Here is a 24,155-nt window from a genome sequence, read left to right on the forward strand (position 1 = left end):
GCCGTCGCACCCTGCACGCAATCACACAAGGAACGCCTCCATGAAACACGCCATCGCCACCGCCGCCGTCTGCTTTGCCCTCGCCGCCTGCAGCAGCACACCGGTGGCCCAGGTACAGCCGATCGACGGTGTGATTTCCGGCCAGTGCCACAGCGACAGGGTGCGCGGCGCACTTGGCCTGGCCGCGTCGGACGCCACCGTCGCACGCGCACGGGTGGACAGCGACAGCCTGCACGTACGGGTACTGCGCCACGACGGCCCGCGGGTGCCGCCGGCCAGCGAAGGCGGCGACCGCCTGACCATCGAAAAGGGCCGCACCAACAACATCACCGCGATCTACTGCGGCTGAGCCGGCGCGCCCTGCGCAGCACGCGCAGGGTCGCCTGTTCCCACTGGCGCGGCCCACGCAGGCCGGCCAGCGTGGCCAGTTCGCCGCGCTCCCAGCCGGCGAACACGCAGGGGTCGATATAGGCCTTGCGGCACACCGCCGGGGTATTGCCCAACAGCGACGCCACTTCGCACACCACCGCGCGCTGCGCCTGCGCCAGTGCGCGCTGGCTGGCCGGTTCCGGCAGTTCGGTGGCGGCAAACGCCTGCACCGCCGCAACCGTCCCGCCCCAGGTGCGGAAATCCTTGGCAGTGAAGTCCTCGCCCATCACCTCGCGCAGGTAGTCGTTCACCGCGCCGGAGTCGACCGGCTGCAGCGCACCGTCGTCATCGCGGTACTGGAACAGGGCCTGCCCCGGCAGCTGCTGCAGGCGCCGCACCAGCAGCCCCAGCCTGCGGTCGCCCACGGTGACCTCCTGCAGCTGCCCGGACTTGCCGCGGAAGCGCATGCGCACGCGGCCACCGCGCAGCAGCTCCAGATGCCGGTTTCGCAGTGTGGTCAGTCCGAACGAACGGTTCTGCTGCGCATAGGTCTCATTGCCGACCCGCACCAGCGTGTCCGCCAACAGTGCGACCACCATGGCCAGCACCTTCTCCTTCGGGAAACCGGGGCGCTTGAGATCCCGCGACAGCCGCCGCCGCAGAGTAGGCAATGCCTCGCCAAAGGCGATGATGCGATCGAACTTGCCGGCATCGCGCTCCCTGGCCCAATCGGGGTGGTAACGGTACTGCTTGCGACCGCGCGCATCACGACCGGTGGCCTGCAGGTGGCCGTTGGCATGGGCGCAGATCCACACCGCGGTGTAGGCCGGTGGGATCGCCAGTGCGCGGATGCGTTGCAGGGTGGTGGCGTCGCGTATCGCGTGGCCATCAGCATCGCGGTAGCTGAAGCCCTTGCCGGCGCGGCGCCGGCTGATGCCCGGCTGGGTGTCGTCGACATAGCGCAGGCCGGCCGCGCGCGCTGCCTGTCGTTCGGGGGTGGAGGGAGTTGGCATGTCTCCAGTGTCGCCGTCGCCATGCCGCGATCCTGTCGATAACACAAGACAAACACGTGAGGGCCGGTTCGCCGCTATGCTCGGGTCTTCACAACCCCTTCCGGAGTCATGATGTCGTTCCCGATTCGCGCCCGTTCGCTCTCCGCCCTGTTGCTGCCGGCCGTGCTGGCCCTGACCGCCTGCCAGGCACCGGCGCTGGATGAACAGGATTCGGCCACCGCCCACGCCCAGCAGGCCGCCGAAGCAGCCAAGGCGCCGGCCGACGACGCCGGCAAGGCCACCGAGGCTCCGCCGGTCGGCACCTGCGATGCCAGCCAGGTACAGAGCCTGGTCGGCCAGGCCTACACCGATGCCCTCGGCAAGCAGGCACAGGAAGATGCAGGTGCCAGCCAGGTGCGCGTGCTCAAGCCCAATGATGTGGCCACGATGGAGTTCCTCGGCGACCGCCTGAACATCGAAGTGGACGACAAGGGCGCCGTCAGCGGCGTGCGTTGCGGCTGAGTCCCGCCCCGCGCCGGCACTGGGTTGCCGGCGCGTTCCGTTGCACCTGCAACCGTGTATTGCGGCGTTGCAGCAACCTGTGATCTAGTCGAGGCATCCGGTGGCCTCACGATGCGCTCCAGGGAATGAGCGGGGACGAGTGTCGCCGCCAACCCTATACGCATCGAGGTAGAGATGGCCCCCCGCAACCGCCAAGGGCTTTACGACCCGCGCTCCGAGCGCGATGCCTGTGGATTTGGCATGGTCGCCCAGCTCGACGATCAACCATCGCGCCTGTTGGTTGATACCGCCATCGCCGCGCTTTCGCGCATGACCCACCGTGGCGGTGTCGCCGCCGATGGCCTGACCGGTGATGGCTGCGGCCTGCTGCTGCGCCGCCCCGATGCGTTCCTGAAACTGCTGGCCAGCGAAGCCGGCATCACCACCGCCGCGCGTTTCGCCGCCGGCCTGGTATTCCTGCCGCATGACGCCGACGCTGCGCAGGCCTGCCGCGCGCAGCTGCAGGCGCAGGTGGAAGCGGTGGGCTGCAAGGTCGCTGGCTGGCGCGAGGTACCGACCGACGACAGCGTCTGCGGCCAACTGGCGCGCGACACGCTGCCGCGCATCGAGCAGGTGTTCGTCGATGCCGGGGTTGGCCAGGATGATGCCGGCTTCGCACTGGCGCTGTTCCTGGCCCGTCGCCGCAGCGAACAGCAGCTGCGCGAACACGCCGACTTCTACGTCACCACCCTCACCCCGGATGCGATCAGCTACAAGGGCATGGTGCTGCCGGACAAGCTCAGCCGCTTCTTCCCGGACCTGCAGCGCCGCGAGCTGGCCTCCAGCGCGATCGTGTTCCACCAGCGCTTCTCGACCAACACGCTGCCGCGCTGGCCGCTCGCCCACCCGTTCCGCATGCTCGCCCACAACGGCGAGATCAACACCATCGAGGGCAATCGTCGCTGGGCGCAGGCGCGCAGCAAGGTGTGGAAGACGCCGCGCTTCGATATTGGTGAATTCGACCCGGTCATCTCCATGCACGGTTCGGATTCGCAGAGCCTGGACAACATGCTGGAGCTGATGGTCGCCGGTGGCATGGAGCTGATCCAGGCGCTGCGCATCCTGGTGCCGCCCGCCACCCAGTCGCTGGAGTTCAAGGACCCGGACCTGGCCGCGTTCTACGAGTTCCACGGCCTGAACAGCGAGCCGTGGGATGGCCCGGCCGGCATCGTCGCCTGCGACAGCCGCTATGCGGTGTGTACGCTGGACCGCAACGGCCTGCGCCCGGCGCGCTGGATGCTGACCGCCGACCGCCACTTCCTGGTCGCCTCCGAGGCCGGCGTCTGGGAAGTGCCGACCGAGCGCGTGGTGCGCAAGGGCAAGCTCGGCCCCGGCGAGATGATCGCGATCGACCTCAAGCGCGGCGACCTGCTCGACTCCGACGCGGTCGACCGCATCAACCGTGGCCGTGCGCCGTACAAGCAGTGGCTGCAGCAGGGCGTGACCTACCTGCAGACCGAACTGATCGACCCGTCGCTGGTGGAGGAACCCTTCGACGAAGGCACCCTGCGCAGCTACCACAAGCTCTACCAGCTCAGCAGCGAGGAAGTGGAGCAGGTGCTGCGTCCGCTGGCCGAGACCGAGCAGGAAGCCACTGGCTCGATGGGCGATGACACGCCGATGGCGGTGCTGAGCCAGCGCAGCCGCCCGCTGTACGACTATTTCCGCCAGGCCTTCGCGCAGGTCACCAACCCGCCGATCGATCCGCTGCGCGAAGACTGCGCGATGTCCCTGTCCACCCAGCTCGGCAAGGAGACCAACATCTTCCATGCTGGCCCGGAGACGGTGAACCACGTCATCCTCAATTCGCCGGTGCTGAGCCAGCGCAAGCTGCGCCAGCTGCTGAAGATGGAGCAGTACGTGCAGGCCAACCGCCTGCTCGATCTGTCCTACAGCGAAGACGAGGGCCTGCGCGCCGGCATCGAGCGCATCTGTGCCGAGGCCGAACAGGCCGCGCGCGATGGCATGGTGATGCTGCTGCTGTCCGACCGCTACCCGGTGGCCGGACGCCCGATGGTGCATGCCCTGCTCGCCACCAGCGCCATCCACCACCACCTGTCGCGGCTGGGCCTGCGCTGCGACGTCAACCTGATCGTCGAGACCGGCACTGCGCGCGATCCGCACCACATGGCCTGCCTGCTCGGCTTCGGTGCCACCGCGGTGTACCCGTACCTGGCCTATCAGACCCTGTTCGACCTCGGCCGTCGCGGCATCCTCAAGCTCAGCAAGGGCGGTGAGCAGTCGCAGATCGGCCGCCGCTACCGCAAGGGCGTCTACAAGGGCCTGTCGAAGATCATCTCGAAGATGGGCATCTGCACCGTGGCCAGCTACCGCGGCGCGCAGCTGTTCGAGATCATCGGCCTGGAACCGGAAGTGGTGGACCTGTGCTTCCCGGATACGGCCTCGCGCATCGGTGGCGCTGGCTTCGCGCGCCTGGATGCCGACGCACGCGAGCTGTGCGCGCAGGCCTGGGACGCGCAGCAGGACGTGGACGTAGGCGGCCTGCTGAAGTACGTGCACGGCGGCGAGTACCACATGTACAACCCGGACGTGGTCACCACCCTGCAGCGCGCGGCGCGCAGCGGTGACCCGCGTGCGTGGCAGCAGTACTGCGATGCCGTGCATGCACGGCCGCCGTCGGCGCTGCGCGACCTGCTGGAACTGGTGCCGGCGGCCACGCCGGTAGCGCTGGACGAGGTGGCTCCGGCCAGTACCCTGTTCCCGCGCTTCGATACCGCGGCGATCAGCCTGGGCGCACTGTCGCCGGAAGCACATGAAGCATTGGCCATTGCCATGAACCGCCTCGGCGGCCGCAGCAATTCCGGCGAAGGCGGTGAGGATCCCGCCCGCTATGGCACCGCAAAGCGCAGCAAGATCAAGCAGGTCGCCTCGGGCCGCTTCGGCGTCACCGCCGAATACCTGGTCAACGCCGAAGTGCTGCAGATCAAGGTCGCGCAGGGCGCCAAACCCGGCGAGGGCGGCCAGCTGCCGGGCCACAAGGTGAACGAACTGATCGCGCGCCTGCGCTATGCCCGGCCCGGGATCGGCCTGATCTCGCCGCCGCCGCACCACGACATCTATTCGATCGAAGACCTGGCGCAGCTGATCTACGACCTCAAGCAGGTCAACCCGACCGCGCTGGTGTCGGTGAAGCTGGTCAGCCATGCCGGCGTGGGTACGATCGCCGCCGGCGTGGTCAAGGCCGGTGCCGACCTGATCACCATCTCCGGCCACGACGGCGGGACCGGTGCTTCGCCGGTCAGCTCGATCCGCTATGCCGGCGTGCCGTGGGAACTGGGCGTGGCCGAAGCGCACCAGGCGCTGCTGGCCAACGACCTGCGCGGGCGCACCCTGCTGCAGACCGATGGTGGCCTGAAGACCGGCCTGGACGTGGTCAAGGCCGCGCTGCTGGGCGCGGACAGCTTCGGCTTCGGTACCGCGCCGATGATCGTGCTGGGCTGCAAGTACCTGCGTATCTGCCACCTCAACAACTGCGCCACCGGCGTGGCCACCCAGGACGAGCGCCTGCGCGAGAACCACTTCACCGGCCAGCCCGAGCGCGTGGAGAACTTCTTCCGCCTGCTGGCCGAGGAAGTGCGCGGCTGGCTGGCGTACCTGGGTGCACGTTCGCTGGAAGAGATCGTCGGCCGTACCGACCTGCTGCGGCAGATCGAGGCCGCGCCGCGTGACGGCGTGCGCGTGGACCTGTCGCGCCTGCTGGCCGATGCCCGCTACGAAGGCAGCCACTGCGCCGCCCAGCGCCTGTACGAATCGCCGGACGGCCTGGCCACGCAGATGGATGGCCTGCTGGCGCCGGCCATCGAACACAAGCGCGGTGGCGAGCATCGCTTCCTGATCCACAACACCGACCGCAGCATCGGCACGCGCCTGGCCGGTGCGGTGGCGCGCGCGCACGGCAACCAGGGCATGGCCGAGGCACCGCTGGAACTGCGCTTCCGTGGCAGCGCCGGGCAGAGCTTTGGTGCCTTCAATGTCGGTGGCCTGCACCTGGAAGTGGAGGGTGAAGCCAACGACTACGTCGGCAAGGGCATGGCCGGCGGCCGCCTGGTGGTGCGCCCGCCGCGTGGCGCGCGCTTTGAAGCGCGCAGCACCGCGATCATCGGCAACACCTGCCTGTACGGCGCCACCGGTGGCGAGCTGTTCGCCGCTGGCCGCGCCGGCGAGCGTTTCGCGGTACGCAATTCCGGCGCGCTGGCGGTGGTGGAAGGTGCCGGTGACCACTGCTGCGAGTACATGACCGATGGCGTGGTGCTGGTACTGGGCAAGGTCGGCCTGAACTTCGGTGCCGGCTTCACCGGTGGCCTGGCCTACGTGCTGGACGTCGACCGCGATTTCGTCGACCGCTACAACCACGAGCTGATCGACATCCATCGCGTCTCCGCCGAGGGCTTCGAGAACTACCGCCAGCACCTGCACCGCCTGATCGGCCGCCACCGCGAGCTGACCGGCAGCATCTGGGCGCAGCAGATCCTGGACGAGTTCCGCGATTACATCGGCAAGTTCTGGCTGGTCAAACCGAAGGCCGCCAGCATCGAGTCGCTGACCGAAACCCTGCGACGCGCCGCGTAACGGTAGTGCCGGCCGCTGCCGGCAACCCAGGACCACGTAGTGCCGGCCGCTGGCCGGCGACCGCAAAACACCACAGAGCCCGCCATGAGCCGCAAGCACGCCTTCCAGTTCCTCGACCTGCCCCGCACCATGCCGCAGCGCATTCCGGTGGAACTGCGCACGTCCGGCGACTGGGGTGAGTTGTACGGCAAGTTCGGTAAGGAAGATGCCCAGTACCAGGCCGGTCGCTGCCTGGACTGCGGCAACCCCTACTGCAGCTGGAAGTGCCCGGTGCACAACGCCATTCCACAGTGGCTGCAGCTGGTGCAGGAAAACCGCATCCACGAAGCGGCCACGCTGTGCCACAGCACCAACCCGCTGCCGGAAGTGTGCGGCCGGGTCTGCCCGCAGGACCGGCTGTGCGAGGGCAGCTGCACGCTGGAAGAGTTCGGTGCGGTCACCATCGGCGCGGTCGAGAAGTACATCGTTGATACCGCGCTGGCCACGGGCTGGCGCCCGGACCTGGGCGCGGTGCAGCCGACCGGCCGCAGCGTGGCTGTGATCGGCGCCGGCCCGGCCGGGCTGGCCTGTGCCGACCGTCTGGCGCGCGCCGGCATTGCCGCCGTGGTCTACGACCGCTATGAGCAGATCGGCGGCCTGCTGCAGTTCGGCATTCCCAGCTTCAAGCTGGACAAGGATGTGATCCACCGCCGCCGCGAAGTGCTCGAGGGCATGGGCGTGCAGTTCCGCCTCGGTGTGGAGATCGGCCGTGACCTCAGCGTGCAGCAGCTGCTGGACAGCCACGATGCGGTGTTCGTCGGTACCGGCGCCTACCGCTATACCGACGGTGGCCTCGACGGCCAGGACCTGAAGGGCGTGCTGCCGGCACTGCCGTTCCTGGTGCAGAACAGCCGCATCGTCGGCGGCGATGATCCGAAGGGCCGGCCGATTGCCGGCTGGGAAGACAGCATCGCCCTGCCCGACCTCAACGGCAAGCGCGTGGTGGTGCTGGGCGGCGGTGATACCGGCATGGACTGCGTGCGCAGCGCGGTGCGGCTGGGCGCGGCCAAGGTCACCTGTGCCTACCGCCGCGACGAAGCCAACATGCCCGGCAGCGCGCGCGAAGTGGCCAATGCGCGCGAGGAAGGCGTGCGCTTCCTGTTCAACCGCCAGCCGCTGTCGATCGAAGCCGGCGCCGACGATGAGGTGATCGGCGTGACCGTGGTCGAAACCCGGCTGGGTGAGCCCGATGCCAATGGCCGCCAGAATGCGGTGCCGATCGAAGGCAGCGAATCGCTGCTGGAGGCCGACGTGGTGATCATCGCCTTCGGCTTCTCGCCAACCGTGCCGGCGTGGCTGGCCGAGCACGGCGTGGAAGGCCGGTCCAACGGCCGCATCGTGGCTGGCGGCAAGGACCGCCTGCCATTCCAGACCGCGCACCCGCGCCTGTTCGCCGGCGGTGACGCAGTGCGTGGCGCCGACCTGGTGGTGACCGCCGTGGCCGAAGGCCGCGACGCCGCCGCCAGCATCATCCGCCTACTGGCGCATTGATTCCGGCGCCAGCAGCACGGCCAGCAAGCCCCGCAGTTCCTGCGCCGCCACCGGCTTGGCCAGGAAATGATCGATGCCCGCTTCGCGGCAGGCCTCGCGGGTGCGACCCAGCGCGCTGGCCGTGAGCGCGATGATCGGGACCTGCGCGCGAACCGCGCAGGCGTCGGCGCGGATGGCCCGTGCCAAGGCAAAGCCATCCATGTGCGGCATGTGGCAGTCGGTGATGACCAGGTCGAACGCCCGCGCCTGCCAGGCCTCGAAGGCCTGGCGACCATCGGTGCAGGCGTGCACCTGCAGACCCAGATCATGCAGGCGCTGCTCCAGCAGGTGCAGGTTGGTGGGGTGATCTTCAGCTACTAGCACCCGGGCCGACGACAGTGGCCGCGCCGCCTCTGCCGGAAGCGGCAATGCCTCGGCAGGCAACTCACAGGCGTCCAGATCCAGTTCCAGCCACACGGTGGTGCCCTTGCCTGGCGCGCTGCGCAGGCACAGTTCTGCTTCCATCGATGCAGCCAGTTCACGGCAGATCGCCAGGCCCAGGCCGCTGCCGCCGAAACGGCGCGTTGTCGATGCCTCGGCCTGGGTGTAGGCAGCGAACACCGCCTGTTGCCGTTCCGGGCTGATGCCCACCCCGCTGTCACTGACCTGCAGGCGAAGACGTTGGCCGCGATCGTGCTGCTGCAGCACCTGCACCTGCAGATCCACGCCGCCATGCTCGGTGAACTTGAGCGCGTTGCCGGCAAGGTTGAACAGGATCTGGCGCAGGCGCAGGCCGTCGGCCAGCGATCCGGCCTGCAATTCCGGATCAAGTTGGATACGCAGATGCAGGCCCCGGCTGGCCGCCACCGGCATCAGCAACTGCTGCACCGCGCGCACCAGTGCCGCCACGCTCGTGGGTCGCAGCTGCGGCGGCAGTGCCTGCAGCCGTTGGCTGTGCAGCACGTCGTCCAGGATCTGCCGCAGCATCTGGGCAGCATCACCCACGGTCACCAGCACCTGTTGCTGGCGATGATCCAGATCGCTGCCCTCCAACCGCTCGAGCATGCCCAGCAGGGTGCTCATCGGCGTGCGGATCTCGTGGCTCATGGTCGCCAGGAAGTGGGCCTTGGCCAGCGCTGCCTGCTCGGCCGCACGGCGCGCCTCGGCCAGCGCATGGGTGCGCGCCTGCACTCCGCTTACGTCGATCCAGTAGCCACTCCACTCGACGTCGCCGCTGTCCAGGGACAGCGGCCGTCCATGCGAGTGGACCCAGCGCCAGCCTTGTGGCGAGCGCGTGCGGAAGGTGACATCGATCGGGCCCCGCGCCAGGGCAGCGGCGTCGACGGTGTCCATCAGCCGCGAGCGATCGTCGGGATGAACCGCTGCCAGCAGGCGCTGATGATCGATCAGGGCGGTTTCCACGCTGATTCCGAACAACGCCTGCACGTCGCCTGCGATCTGGGGAAAGCTGTAGTGGCCGGTGGCAGAGCGACGCACCTGATAGACCACCGCTGGCAGGTTCGAGGTCACCTCCTGCAGGCGTTGCGCAGCCACGCGGCGACGCTCGCTCTCGCGATGCACGCGCCAGTAGCCGAAGGCGTACACCAGCATGAGCGCCAGCAGGGTCAGCGAGGCCGGCACCAGCCAGCGCAGGGGGGACGCAGAGGGCGGGTGTCGCGGCTGGTTCGGCAGCCAGGCCGTGCGGATCGCCTCGCGTTCGTTCGCGGTCAGCTGCGACACGGCCCGCTCGAACACCGGGATGACGTCGGCGCAGGCGGGCACGGTGGCCAGCACCGGCGCGTCGTCGATTCCGGCGGGCGCAGCGATTACCAGCGGCTCGCCCTGATAGTGGCGCAACGCGGCCTCGACCTCTCCAAGATTGGCGACCACGGCATCGACCAGGCCCGTGCCCAGCAGTGACAGGGCGTCGTCGATGGGGGCGGGGGGCAACAGCTGCACGCCAGACGCCTGTTCCGTCAGCGCCCCGACCAGCGACAGCGGGTCGGGACTGGCCACGGTGCCTCCGCGCAACGCCTCCAGGCCCAGCACCGGCGATGCATCCCGGCGCCGCACAATGACCTGTGGCAGCTGCACGTAGGGCGCACTGGCCACCCACCCCGTCGGCAACTGCGAGCGCGACCAGCCCAGCAGCGCCTGGACGTCGGGCGGCACCGTTCCCTCGGCGATGGCGGCGGTTGGCAATGGCTGCATCTGCAGTGGTCGCTGCGCGCCCAGCAGCTTCAGGTACTGCGCGCTGAGCCCGCGCGGCTGGCCCTGCTCGCTGGAGGACAACGGCGCGCGGTCGGCGGGCCAGGCAATGCGCAGCGGCGTCCTGCAATCCGCAGCGGCGGCCAGGGCAGGCAACAGCAGGCCGGCCACGACCGCGGTGGCGGCACGCAGGCCAGCGGCGTTCACGATGGGCATCCTCTTCTGGCGGGCGGAATGAACGGCCGCGCAGCGGTACCGCTGCCTCTTACGCTAGCGGCGCGTGGACGAAGCGCAATGAAGAAAGTTGTAAAAACACCAAGATAGGTGAATGGCGACATACACTGCCGCTTTCACCCGTATCTGCGGAGCATTCGATGCGCATCGGCCTGGCTGCCAACCGTCTCCATCACCACGACGCGCGCGCCGCCCTGTTCCGCTGGCTGCGCGTCAGCGAACCCGGCCTGCGCGAGCTGGGCGTGTCGCTGCACGCAGTCGGCCGCACCCATGACGCGATACAGCGTCAGGGCTTCCTGACCGGATACGCGGGCCTGCATCGCTACCCCTATGGTCGCGAGGGTGGCTTGATGAAGCTGGTGGCCGAGGTGGTTGGCATGGGGCCGGATCGGACACTGGATGGCGCGGTCTACCTGATCGATCCGGTCGATCCATCCTCGGTGTTTCCGGAAGCCACGGCGCTGAAGCGGCAGTGCGTGATCCACGGCAAGCCTTTCATTTCCACCGTGGCCACCGCGCGCGACTGGATCGAGGTGGAACGCATCCATGCCGGACTGGCTGCCGATGCTGGCGCCGACGACCTGCATGCGTTCGAAGGACAGACGCTGGCGCTGATCGCGCACGACGCGATGAAGCCGGCGATGCTGGCCTTCGCCGATGAGCACTTCGATGTGCTGGCGCGGTTCGGTGAGCGGGTGGCAACCGGAACCACCGGCCAGCGCTTGAACGAGCTGGCGTGGAGCCGTGGCTGGCCCAGCGATACGCCCTGGGTGACGCGCTACCAGAGCGGCCCGATGGGCGGCGATGCGCAGATTGCCGACCGGGTACTGGAAGGGCGCTGCCAGCGCGCGATCTTCTTCGAGGATCCGCACGTAGCGCGCCAGCATGAGGCGGATATCCAGCTGCTGGAGCGCGCGGTGACGACGGTGACCGACCAGGCGGTGTGCATTACGGCGCCGCGGGTGGCGGCGCGCTGGGCGGCGGCGGCGGCGTTGCGGGCGGGGTGAGGGTTTCAGCCAACGGCTGAGCCCCTCGTGGTGGGTCGTTCAAATCAGAAGCCGTGCTAGGCCGGGCGGGGTGGATTGCGCAGGGGTCGCTGCAAGTACGTCCTTGTAAGCTCGGTCGCCGCATCCATGCGGCTCACGCCCCTGCGCAACCCACCCCGCCCGGCCACGGACAGTTTCCTGTGTGCCCATCACGGAAGAAAGAAGGAAGAGCAGGAGCGGGTCGCGCGCTGCGCGCGCTTTTGTAGAGCCGAGCCATGCTCGGCTGCTGTTGATCGCGAGGGCTGGATATCTGCGCCACGCGCGTCAGCCGAGCATCGGCTCGGCTCTACAGCAGCTGGCGAAGCATCGCCTTCAGCCTGCGGCCTTCCAGCTGGAAGTAGTCGCGCTGCTCGCGCCACGCGGGGAAACGTTGTTCCACTTCGTGCCAGAACGCGGGCGAGTGGTTGGGCTGGATCAGGTGGCAGAGCTCGTGCACCAGCACGTACTCGAACGCCTCAGGCCGGCCCAGTACCAGCGCCAGGTCCAGTGCCATGCTGCCATCGGGGGCGAGCGAGCCCCATTGCGAGGACATCACCTTCAATCGCAGGCGGCTGGGTGCGCGCGGCAGTGTGGGCAGGTACTTCGGCAGCCAGCGGCCGACGTCGGCGCGGGTCTGTGCTTCGTAGAACTCGCGCAGCAGGCGACGCAGGGTGGCGTCACCACCACGTGTCGGCCACTGCACGCAGGCACCATGCGCGTCGATCTCCAGGCGCGCGTAGCGGCCTTCCTGCCAGCGCAGCGGCAACAGTTCGCCGCGCAGGGGCAGCACGCCGTCTTCGCCCGGCTGCAGCGGTGCCGGCAGGCGCTGGCCCTGGTACTGGCGCAGCTGCAGTGCCAGCCAGTCGCGGTGCTGTTCCAGGAAGCGTTCGCCCATCACCAGGCTTGCGCGCGGCGGCAGGGTCAGGCGCGCGCCGCGTTCGTCCACGCTCAGCTTGATGCGGCGCGCACGCGGATCGCGCACGCGCAGTACCTCGATCTCGGCATCCTCCAGGCGCAGGCGAACGGTGTCGCGCTGTACGGTGGCGGGCGGGGTCGGGCTGATCAGGCGGCGCAGCAGACGGCTCATGCGCCCAGCATAGCGCCGCTTCGGGCCGCCGGATGACCGGCGGCCGTCGGGCTGCCTGTTCAGTCAGCCTTGCTGAGCTTGAAGGCTTCTTCCAGCAACAGGAACAGACGGCGGATCTCGGCGCTCTGCAGGGCGAAGCGGGCGTCGAACTCGGCGCGGCGGCCGTCTTCGTCGGCATGCTCCAGCTGGTCCAGGGCACCGTCGAGGAACTTCAGCTTGCGCACGATCAGGTCGTCGCCGATGACGAAGGACAGGTTGTCCTCGAAGATCAGCGCCAGCTTGGTCACCTGCTTGCCGGCATCCAGGTGCTTGTCGATCTCATCGCAGCGCAGTTCCTGGTGCTGGCACTTGACCACCGCGCCGCCTTCCACCGGGTCCTTCATCTCGCACTCTTCGCCCAGGCTCAGCCCGGTCGGCAGCGGCTCGCCGGCGATCCAGCCGGTCAGGATCGAACGCGGCGCGACTTCGGCGTTCAGCGGCATCGCCGGGAAGCTGCCGAGCAGGCCGCGGATGTCGGACATGAAGTACTCGCCGGTCTTGCGGCTGGAGGTATCCACCGCGACGTAGCCGTGCTGCAGGTCGATGAAGGCGTCGTTGCGCGAGGACTTCACGAAGGCGCGCGGCAGCAGTTCATGCAGCAGGTCGTCCTTCATCCGCTTGCGTTCGCGGCCACCCGGGCGGCGGCCTTCCTTCTCCTCGATCTCCTCCAGCTTGCGCTCGAGCAGGTCGTTGACCACCGCCGCCGGCAGGATCTTGTCCTCGCCGCCCACGGTCAGCCACAGGTGTTCGGCGATGCGGTGGGAGAGCAGTTCCTTCTCCTCGCGGCCGAACGGCGAGATGAAGCCGCGCGAATTCATTTCCAGTGCGCCGACCGGCTTCAGCAGGGCGTGCGGCAGCAGCGTGTCGACTTCGGAAAAATCGGTGGTGGTCGGGAAACGGAAGAACGTCAGGTTGCGAAAGAACATGGAATTCCGGATGGCAAAGAGGAAGGGCGACCGACCTTAAACGGTGGGCGTCTCGGGATCTGCGTCGGCGTCGGCCGGGGAACCGGCCAGCCAGGCATGGGCGTCGGGCAGCGGCGCGTCGTCGCGACGGCCCAGCGCCATGAAGTCGAACAGGGTGGTGTCGGCCAGCTGCGAGGGCCGGACTTCGCCCATGGCGCGCGCGATCTGCTCGATGCGGCCCGGGTGGTCCTTCTCCCACTGCTTCAGCATCAGGCCGACCTGGCGGCGCTGCAGGTTCTCCTGGCTGCCGCACAGGTTGCAGGGAATGATCGGGAACTGGCGTGCCTGCGCGTAGTCGACGATGTCGCTCTCGCGCACGTAGGCCAGCGGCCGGATCACCACATGCTTGCCGTCATCGCTGCGCAGCTTCGGCGGCATGCCCGACAGCTTGGCGTGGTGGAACAGGTTCATGAAGAACGTGGCCACCATGTCGTCGCGGTGGTGGCCCAGCGCGATCTTGGTGAAGCCGTGGGTCTCGGCGTAGTTGTACAGCGCGCCACGACGCAGGCGCGAGCACAGCGAACACATGGTCTTGCCTTCCGGGATGACCCGGCTGACCACCGAATAGGTGTCCTGCTCGATGATGTGGTACGGCACGCCCAGCCCGGCCAGGTACTCCGGCAGCACGTGCTCGGGGAAGTCCGGCTGCTTCTGGTCCAGGTTCACCGCCACCAGCTCGAACGGCACCGGCGCCTTCTTCTGCAGCTGCAGCAGCACGTCCAGCAGGGTGTAGCTGTCCTTGCCGCCGGACAGGCAGACCATCACCTTGTCGCCGGCCTCGATCATGCCGAAGTCGGCAATCGCCTCGCCGACCTGGCGGCGCAGGCGCTTGGCCAGCTTGTGCTGCTCGCGCTCGGCCACGCGCGGATCGCGGGCGGCGCGTGGCTGGGGATCAGGGAGGGAAATCACGGCACTCATGGGCTCCATTCTAACGGCTCGGAGCGGCCACGGCCGGGGGTCGGGATTCCCCTCTCCCGGCGGTCATCATCGCTGTGTATCCTCGAAGCCGTGGATACCTACGACCCCGCCGAGATTGTCGAACGCCTCGCCGCCCTGCGCGCCGAGCACCGCCTGCTGGATGAACAGATCACCCGCATGGCCGCCAACGGCGAGGACGAGCTGGAAGCCAAGCGCCTGAAGCGGCGCAAGCTGCAGTTGAAGGACTGCATTGCCAGGCTGGAAAGCCTGCAGATTCCCGACGAACCGGCCTAAGGACCGTCCTGGTGGGTGCCAACCCTGGTTGGCACGGCTGGAAGGTGTGGACCAAGGTCCACACCCACCGCATGGCCCGGCGCTGCCTTCAATCCTGCGGCGCCGGCTCGTCCGGGCGCGCTGCTTCCGGGCTGACCCGTTCGATGGTGTGGCGCAGCTCGCGGCCGAGGATGAACTTGGCGTCCTTGGCCCAGGCATCCAGGCGCTCGTCGAACAGCAGCTTGCTGTTCTCGTCCGGCCACACCAGGCGCAGTTCGCGCAGCTTCTGGATGAAGCCGCGGAACAGGGTGCGGTCGAAGAACTCCGGCGCGGCCGGTGCATAGAGCAGACTCAGACGCTGCGCCGCCTGCTGGCACAGGCTTTCCAGCTCGGCCGCGCCCAGCACGCCCGGGCCGTTCTTCACCAGCACCGAAATGGCGATGTAGTAGCGCTCGAAGGCCTGCTGCAGCGAGTGGCCGATCGCACGCAGGCGGAACACCTCGTCGGTCTGCCCGGTGTTGCGCGCCAAGATGCCGCCGTCGTCGTCATTGACGTTCTGCAGCAGGCCCTCACGCACGAACACGTTGATGGTCTGGTCGATGCGCTGTGCGAATTCGTCCTCGCTCCACGGCAGGAACAGCTCGGCCTGCAGGAACGGGTACACCGTGCGGCCCAGCTGGACCAGGCCGGTACGGCTCATGCGGCGGTTGTTCTGGAAGCAGCAGGCCACCCACGACGAGGCGGTGAACAGGTGCAGCACGTTGTTGCGGAAGTAGCTCAGCAGCACCGCGGTATCGCCGCTGACGCTGAGCACGTCGCCCAGCGGGTGCTTGATGCGGGTGAGGACGTTGATTTCCTCGGCGTGGGCGATGATCCGCTCCGGCGAGTGCGGGGTCACCGTCACCCGGTCCGAATACGGCATCTCGACCAGCAGCGTCTTGCACAGCTCGATCTGCGCGATCAGGTCGGCCTCGCCCATCGCGTGCTTCGGCGTGGACAGCAGGGCCAGCGCCAGCAGGTTGATCGGATTGACGTCAGCTGCGCCGTTGATGCGCACCTGGATGCGTTCGGCCAGCGTGTCCACCGTGGTCGACAGCCAGGCTGGCTTCTCGTCCTCGGACACCGCCTCGCCCTTCCACTCCGGCGCCTTCTCGGCCAGTACGTCGTTCAGTGCGATCGGTTCGCCGAAGTTCACCACCACCTGGCCGTAGTTCTGCTTGAGCACCTTCGGGATGCCCCACAGCAGCGACCAGATCGATTCCTTTTCCTTCGGCCGGCCGGACAGTTCGTCCAGGTAGCTGCCGCCTTCCATCAGCTTCTCGTAGCCGATGTAGATGGGCTGGAACAGCACCGGCTTGCGCGGCTGGCGCAGGAACGCACGCAGCGTCATCGAGATCATGCCGCCCTTGGGCTGCAGCAGTCGGCCGGTACGCGAGCGGCCGCCTTCGACGAAGTACTCCAGCGAGTAGCCGCCGGCCACCAGCTGCGCGACGTACTCACTGAGCACGGCCGAGTACAGCGCGTTGCCACGGATCGAGCGGCGGATGAAGAACGCACCGCCCTTGCGCAGCAGGGTGCCGACCACCGGCAGGTTCAGGTTGATGCCGGCCACGATGTGCGGCGGCACGATGCCACGGTCGTACAGCAGGTAGGACAGCAGCAGGTAGTCCATGTGGCTGCGGTGGCTGGGCACGTAGACCACTTCGTGACCCGGCGCGGCGGCCTTGAACTTGTCCAGATGGTGCACCAGCACGCCCGCATAGATGCGGTTCCACACGTGGCTGAGCATGAAGCTGGCCGAGCGCACCACCGGGCTGGAATAGTCCGCGGCGATTTCCCAGGCGTAGGCGTGTGCCTTCTTCCAGGCATCGGCCGTCTTCGAATTGTCGCGCTTGGCCTGCGCGGCGATCGCTTCGCGCACCGGTTCGGCGGCCAGCACCTGGTCCACCAGCAGGCGACGGGTCGACAGGTCGGGGCCGATCACCGATTCACGGATGCGGCGGAAATGGGTGCGCAGCACGCGCTGCAGCTTGCGTACCGTGCGTTCCGGCTCCAGGCCTTCGTCGATGATGGAACGCAGCGAGATCGGCGGCGCGAAGCGGACGATGGTGCTGCGGCCATTGAGCAGCACCGCCAGCAGGCGGCGGAAGCGGCCGACCAGCGCCCAGTTTTCCGAGAACAGCACCGCGAACCAGCCGCTCTGCTTGTCCGGCGCGCGGCCGACGAAGATCGACACCGGCACCAGGTGCACGTCCAGGTCATCGCGCACGCGATGTGCCTGCAGGACCTTGGCCAGCGAGTCGGAATGGGTCTTGGCACCGCGCTGCTCGGGGATCAGCGAATTGCTGGAGCTGCGCCGCGACAGCGCCAGGTAGGCGCGCTTGCGGCCGGTCGGGTCACCGGCCAGCGGCACCAGCGGCGACGGCAGGCCGGCCTGGCGGCAGGCCTTGTCCAGGATCAGCGCGTTGGACAGGCCGTAGTCTTCCAGCACGTACATGACCGGGCGGCCATCGTTGTACTGGCCCGGGTCTTCCGGCTCGATCTTCAGCGACAGCCACGGCTCGACCAGGCGGCCCAGCAACCGTGCCCACAGTGGGCGTCGGCCGGCCGGACGCGCGTGCACGGGCGGCGGTACCGGGTTCGGGCCGGTACCGGTCGAGGGGGACGCCGGCACCGTATCGGCGGGCGTCGACTGGGATTCTTCGCCGGGGAACGGCAGCGGGTTCTGTTTCGACATCGGCGCCATTATGGCTTAGGCGGCGGCGTTGCCGCTTCCCCACCCTCGGCGGGGGCTTCAGCCGGCGACGGCGACGCAGCGGCGCGGGCCGCCTCGGCCTTGCGCAGCAGCGCGTCGGTGTCGGCCAGGGTGCGGGTCAGGTACCAGTGGCCTTCGCGGCGGCTCAGCGGCAGCTGCAGGCTCATCTCGCGACCGGCGAGGTCGTAGCGCAGGCGTACCAGGGCGTTGTCACCTTCCACCGACAGCAGTTCGCCGCGCACGCTGCGCAACGCGTCGTCCACGCCCAGCCCGTAGCTGCCCAGCACCGCCTTGAGGGTGTGGATGAACGGCGCCAGCTGCGCCAGGCTGCCTTCCATGCCCGCGGCCTGCAGGCCGGCTTCGTCGTCGAAACCGACCTTGTTGGCGGCGCCGACCAGCGCGGCGATGGTGCTGCGTGCGCGGGCCCGGTCACTGATCGGGGCACCCTGCGCCCAGCTGGCCAGGGTTTCGACCAGCGCGATGTAATGCGCCTGTTGGCCAGGCGTATAACCCTTCTGGTGGCGCAGGTACTGCACACCGAAGTTGCCCATCGATTGTGCGGCCTGGCGAACGGCGCCGGCCTGTCCGGCCAGCTGGCGATCGAAGCTGCGCTGCAGTTCGGCGCTGGCATTGGGCTTGCGCAGTGCGGCCAGCATCGGCAGCAGCTGGTCACCCAGCGGCAGTTCGGTCAGCGGCCATTGGCTGTGGCCTTCGGTCCAGGCCTGTTGCAGGCGCTGGTACTGGCTGGGCGGTACCGACAGCTTTGCATAGCCGACCAGATCGTCCTCGGCCAGGCGCAGCGCCATGGCCTGCACCGCCGCGACCGGCTCGGCCGCCGGCTTGGCCGGGTCCTGGGCCGATTCACGACACGCCGCCACGGCCAGCAGCAGCATGGCTGCCAGCCCCCATCCACGCGCAGACCTTCCTCGCACTGCCACGCTCATGCACTCGGACTCCCCGGACCGGTCCGCATCTTGCGGCCTGTGACGTGACAGCGGCAAGCCGGGACGTCACGGTTTCCGCTGTTGCTTGTGCAAGTCACTGATGGGAATAAAAAAAGAGCCGGGATCACGGGGATCACAGGCTCTTCAAACCGGCGCAGGGCCGGTGGACAGTGTTGTGGCACATGTCCGGTCCGAGGACCGGATGGCGGCGATCCTACGCTGCCGCTCAAGTTAAGGCAACACTTCACGTAGTTCGGCCTAAATTATTGATTTTATTGATCATCCTGATGCCTGGCATGGAGGCCATGAAATCTACGGCAGGTTTTGCGGCGATTCGGGCACAACCGCTCGGTGGACGGATGCAGAAACGCCATCCCGCGCGGGTCGGGATGGCGTTCGGGCCTGCAGCCTGCGCAACGGAATCTCAGCGCGCAGCCAGCGCCGACGCGATTTCCTGCTGGATGGCCCGCGCCGCGGCCTGCGGATCGGTGGCCAGGCGGATCGGGCGACCAACCACGATGGCATCGGCGCCATCGGCAAAGGCCTGGGCCACGCCAACGGTACGCTTCTGGTCATCGCCGACCGGGCCACCGGGGCGGATGCCCGGGCAGACGATCGAGAACCCGGCGCCGGTAGCGGCGCGGATCGGGCCGGCTTCCTGGCCCGAGGCGATCACGCCATCGATACCGGCCGCCTGCGCGGCCAGCGCGCGTTCGACCACTACGTCCACCGGTTCACGGTCGATGCCCATCTGCGCCAGGTCCGGGCGGCCCATCGAGGTCAGCACGGTCACCGCCAGCAGGCGCATGTCGCTGCTGTTGGCGGCGGCGCAGGCTTCCATCATCGCCGGGTGCCAGCCGTGGATGGTGGCGTAGCTGACCGGCCACTGCGACAGGCGCTTGATCACCGCCGCGGCAGTGGCCGGGATATCGAAGAACTTCAGGTCGACGAACACGCGCTTGTCGCGGCGGGCCAGCTCGTCCAGCACCTGGAAGTACTCGCCCGACGCCAGCAGTTCCATGCCGATCTTGTAGAACGCCACGCTGTCGCCGAGGCGGTCGACCCACTCCAGCGCCTGCGCGCGATCAGGCACGTCCAGCGCGAAGATCAGGCGCTCGTCATCGCGCAGCGGCAGCGGCGCGCGGCTCACGGCGCGTAGTCCAGGGCAGCGCGCTTGGCGTCGTGGCGGGCCTGGCGCGACTGGCTGTAGTCATTGTTGAACTGCGCCGGCTCGAAACCGCCGTAGGTCGGGTTCGGCAGCATCCACCAGCGCTCGCCGAACCAGTCGTGGTACTGCTGCAGCAGGGCGTCACGGCCTTCGTTGGTGTTGGCGGTCACTTCCACGAAGTCGCCCAGCTGGTCGCCGAACTGCATCAGCACGCGGTACTTCTGCCCGGCCAGGCGGCGGCGGCAGTTCTTCTCGCTGCCGGCCTGCTCGCAGCCTTCGACCACGGTGCCCAGGCCCAGGAACACGCTGTCATCGGCCACCGGCAGGCCCTGCTCGCGCAGGTTGGCCAGGGTCGCGTCCTTCAGGTGCACGGCGCGGTTGGAGATGTACAGCAGGGTTACGCCCTTGGCGTTGGCGGCCTTGGCGAAATCGACCACGCCCGGAATGGCCTTGGCCTTCTTTTCGGCCACCCACTGGTCCCAGCTCAGCTCGTCGTATTCCTTGCCGTCGCGCACCAGGCGCGCCTGGTAGGGCGAGTTGTCCAGCACGGTCTCATCCACGTCCAGCACCACGGCCGGCTTCAGGCCCTTGGCCTCGTTGCCGCGTTCCTCCGGCACCAGCGCATCCCAGTGCGCTTCCTTCAGCGCGGCGTCCAGGTGGTCGGCGGCGGCGCGGTAGGTCTGCTCGGTGATTGCCTTGTACTCCTGCGCGCGCTGCATCCACAGCACGGCGTTGAGATTGTCGTTGGCGGTCGCATCAAGCGCGCCATCAGCCTTGGCAGCGGCGGCCGGGGCCTCCGGGGCAGCGGCTTCGGCAGCAGGCGCATCCACGCGCTTGCAGGCGGACAGGCCCAGCGCCGCAGTGGCGAGCAGGGTCAGGGACAGGGAAACGGGACGACGCATGGATTCACCGGCAATCAGATATACCGGCGCATTTTACCGGCAAAGGCGGCCCCGGGACGGCTATGCTTGGCGGTTGACCCGTTGCCCTTCCGGAGGCCGCCATGACCGATTCCGTCCAGACCCCCGACGTCCCCCTGCTCGACGCCGTGCAGGCCCGCCTGCTGGGCTGCCTGGTGGAAAAGGAGGCGACCACGCCGGACACCTATCCACTGACGGTCAATGCCGCCCAGTCGGCTGCCAACCAGAAGACTGCCCGCGAGCCGGTGATGAACATCGATGCCGGCAGCGTGCAGCACGCGCTGCGCCAGCTGGAGGCGTTGGGCCTGGCCCGCCAGCACTTCTCCTCGCGCGCGGACCGCTACGAGCACCGCCTGCAGGCCGCGCTGGACCTGACCCGGCAGCAGACCGTGCTGCTGGCGCTGCTGCTGCTGCGTGGGCCGCAGACGCTGGGCGAACTGATCACGCGCAGCGAGCGCCTGCACCGCTTCGCCGACGCCGATGACGCCCGCCACGCCATCGAACGCCTGCAGCAGCGCGCGCTGCTGGTGGTGCTGCCGCGCGCCAGTGGGCAGCGCGAAGACCGCTACATGCACCTGCTGTGCGGTGAAGTGGACGGTGCGGCGCTGGCGGCCAGGTACGCCAGCAGCGGCGGTGGCAACAGCGATGCAGCCGACCCGGGCCTGGCCGAGCGCGTGGCCCAGCTGGAAGCGGCCGTGGCCGAGCTGCAGGCGCAGCTGGCCGAACTGCGCGGCTGAGGGGGTGGGTGCCGACCGTTGGTCGGCACTGCATCTGAATCGTGCCGACCAACGGTCGGCACCTACCAACATCAGGGGTCAGACCTGCGCCGCACCCGGCGTCGCATACAACCGGCTCGGGCTGTCCACGCCCGGCAGCTGGATCACCCCCCGCTCCTGCATGCCCAACCCCAGCAGGATCTTCCCGGACACCACGTTGTCCAGATCGGTGATGCCATACAGATCCTGCAGGCCCAGCCCAGCGCGCGCATGCGCGAACACTGCCCGCGCCGCCTCACCGGCATAGCCCTGCCCGGCGAATTCCGACAGCACCGCATAGCCGATGTCCGGACCCGGCAGCCCATCACGCCGTACCAGCCCGGCATTGCCCAGCCAGGCACCGTCGGACAACCGCTCGATGGCATACATGCCAAAGCCATTCAACGCATAGCTGTGCAGCACACGCAGCGCGATGTAGTCCCGCGCCTGCTCCTCACTGCGCACATTGCGGTCGCCAATGAAGCGCACGAAGCCCGGATCATTCAACAGCGCCAGCATCGGCGCCGCATCGCGATCAGGCTCGATGGCACGCAGGCGCAGGCGTTCACTCTCGATCGGTTGCACAGGTGGACCTCCAGCCGAAACCCCGATTCTGCCTCAACCCCGGCTGCTGCTTTTGATTTTCTTTGCATTGCCGTGGAAGGAAGCGCCCGGCATCTGTCAGAGGCCGATCGGGGTGGGTTCGCGGGGGTATCCGCGCCATGGATGGCGCGGCTAAGCCCCCAGGGACGGGTTCACGGCGTCCCCCGCGAACCCACCCCGATCAGCCACACTGCGGAACCAACGCGTGCTCCACCACGGAGGGGCGGCGCCGTTGGAGCGCCCTAGTCGAACAACGCCTCGATCGCCGCCAACCCCGCACTCGCCCGTTCCTTCTTGCGCGCCGCATCGGCCACCGGATCAGCGCCATCGCGCTGGATCTCCTCGGCCGGAATCTCCTCGAAGAACCGGCTCGGCTTCAGCCGCACATGCTCGCCGAACTTGCGCGTCAGCTTGCTGTAGCTCATCCACAGCTGGATCTTGGCGCGGGTGATGCCCACGTACAGCAGCCGCCGCTCTTCCTGCAGGTTGCCCTCGTCCAGGCTCACCTGGTGCGGCAGCACGCCGTCCTCGCAGCCAACGATGAACACATACGGGAACTCCAGGCCCTTGGAGGCGTGCATGGTCATCATGCGCACCTGATTGCCACCCTCGTCCTTGTCGCTGCGTGACAGCAGCGCCAGCTGGCCGGCCAGGTCAGCGGCAGTGGCGCCGCGCGGGCCGCCCTCGAACCACTGCGCCAGTTCCTCGATGTTGTTGGCGCGGCGCTGGTAGCTGGCCTCTTCCTTGGCCTGCTGGCGCAGTTCGCTGAGCAGGCCGGATTCCTTGGCGACCTTGCGGATCATGTCGCCCGAGGTGACCTGACGCATCTGCGCGCGCAGGTCGCGCAGGATGTCGGTGAAGCGCGCCAGGCTGTTGGCGGCGCGCGGCGGCAGCTGCTGCAGGGCGCCGATCGCCTCGGCGGCCTGCGCCATCGGCATGTCCTTTTCCTGCGCCAGTTCGGCCAGCCTGGCCAGCGTGCCGGCACCGACGTCACGCTTGGGCGACTGCACCGCCCGCATGAACGCGGTGTCGTCGTCCGGGTTCACCAGCAGCCGCAGCCATGCCAGCGTGTCCTTCACTTCCTGGCGCTCCAGGAACATGGTGCCGCCGGTCAGGTGGTAAGGGATGCGCAGCAGCTGCATCGCCTTTTCCAGCGGCCGTGACTGGAAGTTGCCGCGGAACAGGATGCAGAAATCACTCCACGGCACGTTGCGCGACTGCGCCACGAAGGCGATCTCGGCCGCGACCTTTTCCGCTTCGTGCTCGCTGTTGCGGCATTCCCATACGCGGATGCGTTCACCGTCGGCCTGGTCGCTCCACAGCTTCTTCAGGTGCTCATGCGGGTTGTTGGCGATCAGCGCGTTGGCCGCGCGCAGCACGCGGTTGGAGCAGCGGTAGTTCTGCTCCAGCTTGATGATTTCCAGCGCAGGGTAGTCGCGCCCCATCTGCTGCAGGTTTTCCGGGTTGGCACCGCGCCAGGCGTAGATCGACTGGTCATCGTCACCCACGCAGGTGAAGTTGCCCTTGTCACCGGCCAGCTGCTTGAGCAGGCGGTACTGCGCGTCGTTGGTATCCTGGCATTCGTCCACCAGCAGGTAGCCGATGCGCTCGCGCCAGGCCAGCGCGATCTCCGGATTTTCCTCCAGGATCTGCACCGGCAAACGGATCAGGTCATCGAAGTCGACCGCATTGAAAGCCGTCAGGCGCAGCTGGTAGCGCTCGTAGACGCTGGCCGCTTCCTTCTCGCGGTTGCTGCGCGCGGCGGCCATCGCCTGCTCGGGCGACAGGCCGGCGTTCTTGGCGCGCGACACCAGGTTCTTCATGTCCTCGATGTCGTCGGGCTTGGCCCCGTACATCAGGTCCTTGATCTGCGCAGCGGCATCATCGGCATCGAAGATCGAGAAGCCACGCTTCAGGCCCACGGCCGCGTGTTCGATCTGCAGGAACTTCAGGCCCAGCGCATGGAAAGTGCAGATGGTCACCTCGTCGGCGTCCTGCTCGCGCAGGCGCTTGGCCACACGCTCGCGCATTTCCTTGGCCGACTTGTTGGTGAAGGTGATCGCTGCGATGCGGCGCGCCGGATAGCGGCCGCTGCCGATCAGGTGGGCGATCTTTTCCACGATCACGCGCGTCTTGCCGCTGCCCGCGCCGGCGAGCACCAGCAACGGACCTTCGATGTGCAGGACGGCGGCGGCTTGAGGGGGATTGAGACCGTGCATGGGAATGGGATTGTAGCGGGG

General features: G+C 68.1%; 18 protein-coding genes. 7 read left to right on the forward strand and 11 right to left on the reverse strand.

Features of this window, described 5'->3' with window-relative positions; translation table 11 throughout:
* Positions 1-40: 40 nt before the first annotated feature.
* Positions 41-349: a putative periplasmic lipoprotein gene (locus AC5P78_RS07740; protein ID WP_005407511.1), complete on the forward strand. Its 309-nt coding sequence runs from the start codon at positions 41-43 to the stop codon at positions 347-349.
* On the opposite strand, the gene AC5P78_RS07745 is transcribed toward AC5P78_RS07740, so the two are convergent.
* Positions 327-1,382 (reverse strand): DNA topoisomerase IB, encoded by a 1,056-nt coding sequence (locus AC5P78_RS07745; protein ID WP_005407510.1) that lies wholly within the window; start codon positions 1,380-1,382, stop codon positions 327-329. The genes AC5P78_RS07740 and AC5P78_RS07745 overlap by 23 nt on opposite strands.
* Positions 1,383-1,493: 111 nt before the next feature.
* Between AC5P78_RS07745 and AC5P78_RS07750 the strand changes: the two genes are divergently transcribed.
* From AC5P78_RS07750 to AC5P78_RS07760, 3 genes are all read left to right on the forward strand, one after another.
* A complete protein-coding gene (locus AC5P78_RS07750; RefSeq protein WP_005407509.1) occupies positions 1,494-1,883 on the forward strand; it encodes an I78 family peptidase inhibitor in 390 nt (129 codons plus the stop codon).
* A 174-nt stretch (positions 1,884-2,057) separates the two neighbouring features.
* Complete coding sequence (gene gltB, locus AC5P78_RS07755; RefSeq protein ID WP_111193566.1) at positions 2,058-6,512, forward strand: glutamate synthase large subunit; 4,455 nt, start codon at positions 2,058-2,060, stop codon at positions 6,510-6,512.
* 84 nt (positions 6,513-6,596) lie between these two features.
* Positions 6,597-8,042: an FAD-dependent oxidoreductase gene (locus AC5P78_RS07760; RefSeq protein WP_012478696.1), complete on the forward strand. Its 1,446-nt coding sequence runs from the start codon at positions 6,597-6,599 to the stop codon at positions 8,040-8,042.
* On the opposite strand, the gene AC5P78_RS07765 is transcribed toward AC5P78_RS07760, so the two are convergent.
* Entirely contained in the window at positions 8,028-10,436 is a 2,409-nt protein-coding gene (locus AC5P78_RS07765) for an ATP-binding protein (protein WP_044571112.1), read from the reverse strand. The two genes, AC5P78_RS07760 and AC5P78_RS07765, sit on opposite strands and share 15 nt — an antisense overlap.
* A gap of 167 nt (positions 10,437-10,603) precedes the next feature.
* On the opposite strand from AC5P78_RS07765, the gene AC5P78_RS07770 reads away from it, so the two are divergent.
* Positions 10,604-11,470, forward strand: a complete 867-nt coding sequence (locus AC5P78_RS07770; protein WP_012478694.1) for a methylglyoxal synthase — start codon at positions 10,604-10,606, stop codon at positions 11,468-11,470.
* A 325-nt stretch (positions 11,471-11,795) separates the two neighbouring features.
* Here the strand turns inward: AC5P78_RS07770 and AC5P78_RS07775 are convergent, their stop codons facing one another.
* From AC5P78_RS07775 to ttcA, 3 genes are read right to left on the reverse strand one after another with little or no spacing between them, the layout of a single operon-like run.
* On the reverse strand, positions 11,796-12,575 hold the full coding sequence (locus AC5P78_RS07775) for a M48 family metallopeptidase (RefSeq protein ID WP_049419278.1): 780 nt from the start codon (positions 12,573-12,575) through the stop codon (positions 11,796-11,798).
* Between the two features lie 59 nt (positions 12,576-12,634).
* Entirely contained in the window at positions 12,635-13,540 is a 906-nt protein-coding gene (locus AC5P78_RS07780) for a recombination-associated protein RdgC (RefSeq protein WP_005411825.1), read from the reverse strand.
* A 36-nt stretch (positions 13,541-13,576) separates the two neighbouring features.
* A complete protein-coding gene (ttcA, locus tag AC5P78_RS07785) occupies positions 13,577-14,497 on the reverse strand; it encodes a tRNA 2-thiocytidine(32) synthetase TtcA (protein WP_171956739.1) in 921 nt (306 codons plus the stop codon).
* Between the two features lie 90 nt (positions 14,498-14,587).
* On the opposite strand from ttcA, the gene AC5P78_RS07790 reads away from it, so the two are divergent.
* The gene (locus AC5P78_RS07790; protein ID WP_005407501.1) at positions 14,588-14,791 is read left to right on the forward strand and encodes a YdcH family protein; all 204 of its coding nucleotides are present in this window, start codon (positions 14,588-14,590) and stop codon (positions 14,789-14,791) included.
* 88 nt (positions 14,792-14,879) lie between these two features.
* On the opposite strand, the gene plsB is transcribed toward AC5P78_RS07790, so the two are convergent.
* The 4 genes from plsB to AC5P78_RS07810 all read right to left on the reverse strand — a co-directional run bounded on the left by plsB (position 14,880) and on the right by AC5P78_RS07810 (position 20,539).
* Complete coding sequence (gene plsB, locus AC5P78_RS07795; RefSeq protein ID WP_044569309.1) at positions 14,880-17,516, reverse strand: glycerol-3-phosphate 1-O-acyltransferase PlsB; 2,637 nt, start codon at positions 17,514-17,516, stop codon at positions 14,880-14,882.
* On the reverse strand, positions 17,516-18,469 hold the full coding sequence (locus AC5P78_RS07800) for a hypothetical protein (protein WP_012478691.1): 954 nt from the start codon (positions 18,467-18,469) through the stop codon (positions 17,516-17,518). Before AC5P78_RS07800 ends, plsB begins: the two co-directional genes overlap by 1 nt.
* Positions 18,470-18,893: 424 nt before the next feature.
* The gene (gene pyrF / locus AC5P78_RS07805; protein WP_005411820.1) at positions 18,894-19,619 is read right to left on the reverse strand and encodes an orotidine-5'-phosphate decarboxylase; all 726 of its coding nucleotides are present in this window, start codon (positions 19,617-19,619) and stop codon (positions 18,894-18,896) included.
* Positions 19,616-20,539 (reverse strand): 5'-nucleotidase, lipoprotein e(P4) family, encoded by a 924-nt coding sequence (locus AC5P78_RS07810; protein WP_021202272.1) that lies wholly within the window; start codon positions 20,537-20,539, stop codon positions 19,616-19,618. Before AC5P78_RS07810 ends, pyrF begins: the two co-directional genes overlap by 4 nt.
* A gap of 101 nt (positions 20,540-20,640) precedes the next feature.
* Here AC5P78_RS07810 and AC5P78_RS07815 point away from each other — a divergent pair, with 101 nt between their 5' ends.
* Entirely contained in the window at positions 20,641-21,294 is a 654-nt protein-coding gene (locus AC5P78_RS07815; RefSeq protein ID WP_111118364.1) for a YceH family protein, read from the forward strand.
* Between the two features lie 78 nt (positions 21,295-21,372).
* On the opposite strand, the gene AC5P78_RS07820 is transcribed toward AC5P78_RS07815, so the two are convergent.
* The gene (locus tag AC5P78_RS07820) at positions 21,373-21,897 is read right to left on the reverse strand and encodes a GNAT family N-acetyltransferase (protein WP_005407495.1); all 525 of its coding nucleotides are present in this window, start codon (positions 21,895-21,897) and stop codon (positions 21,373-21,375) included.
* Between the two features lie 260 nt (positions 21,898-22,157).
* A complete protein-coding gene (locus AC5P78_RS07825) occupies positions 22,158-24,134 on the reverse strand; it encodes a UvrD-helicase domain-containing protein (RefSeq protein WP_414498365.1) in 1,977 nt (658 codons plus the stop codon).
* Positions 24,135-24,155: the final 21 nt, after the last annotated feature.

The sequence above is a fragment of the Stenotrophomonas sp. YJH_SMC_133 genome, from assembly GCF_059370655.1.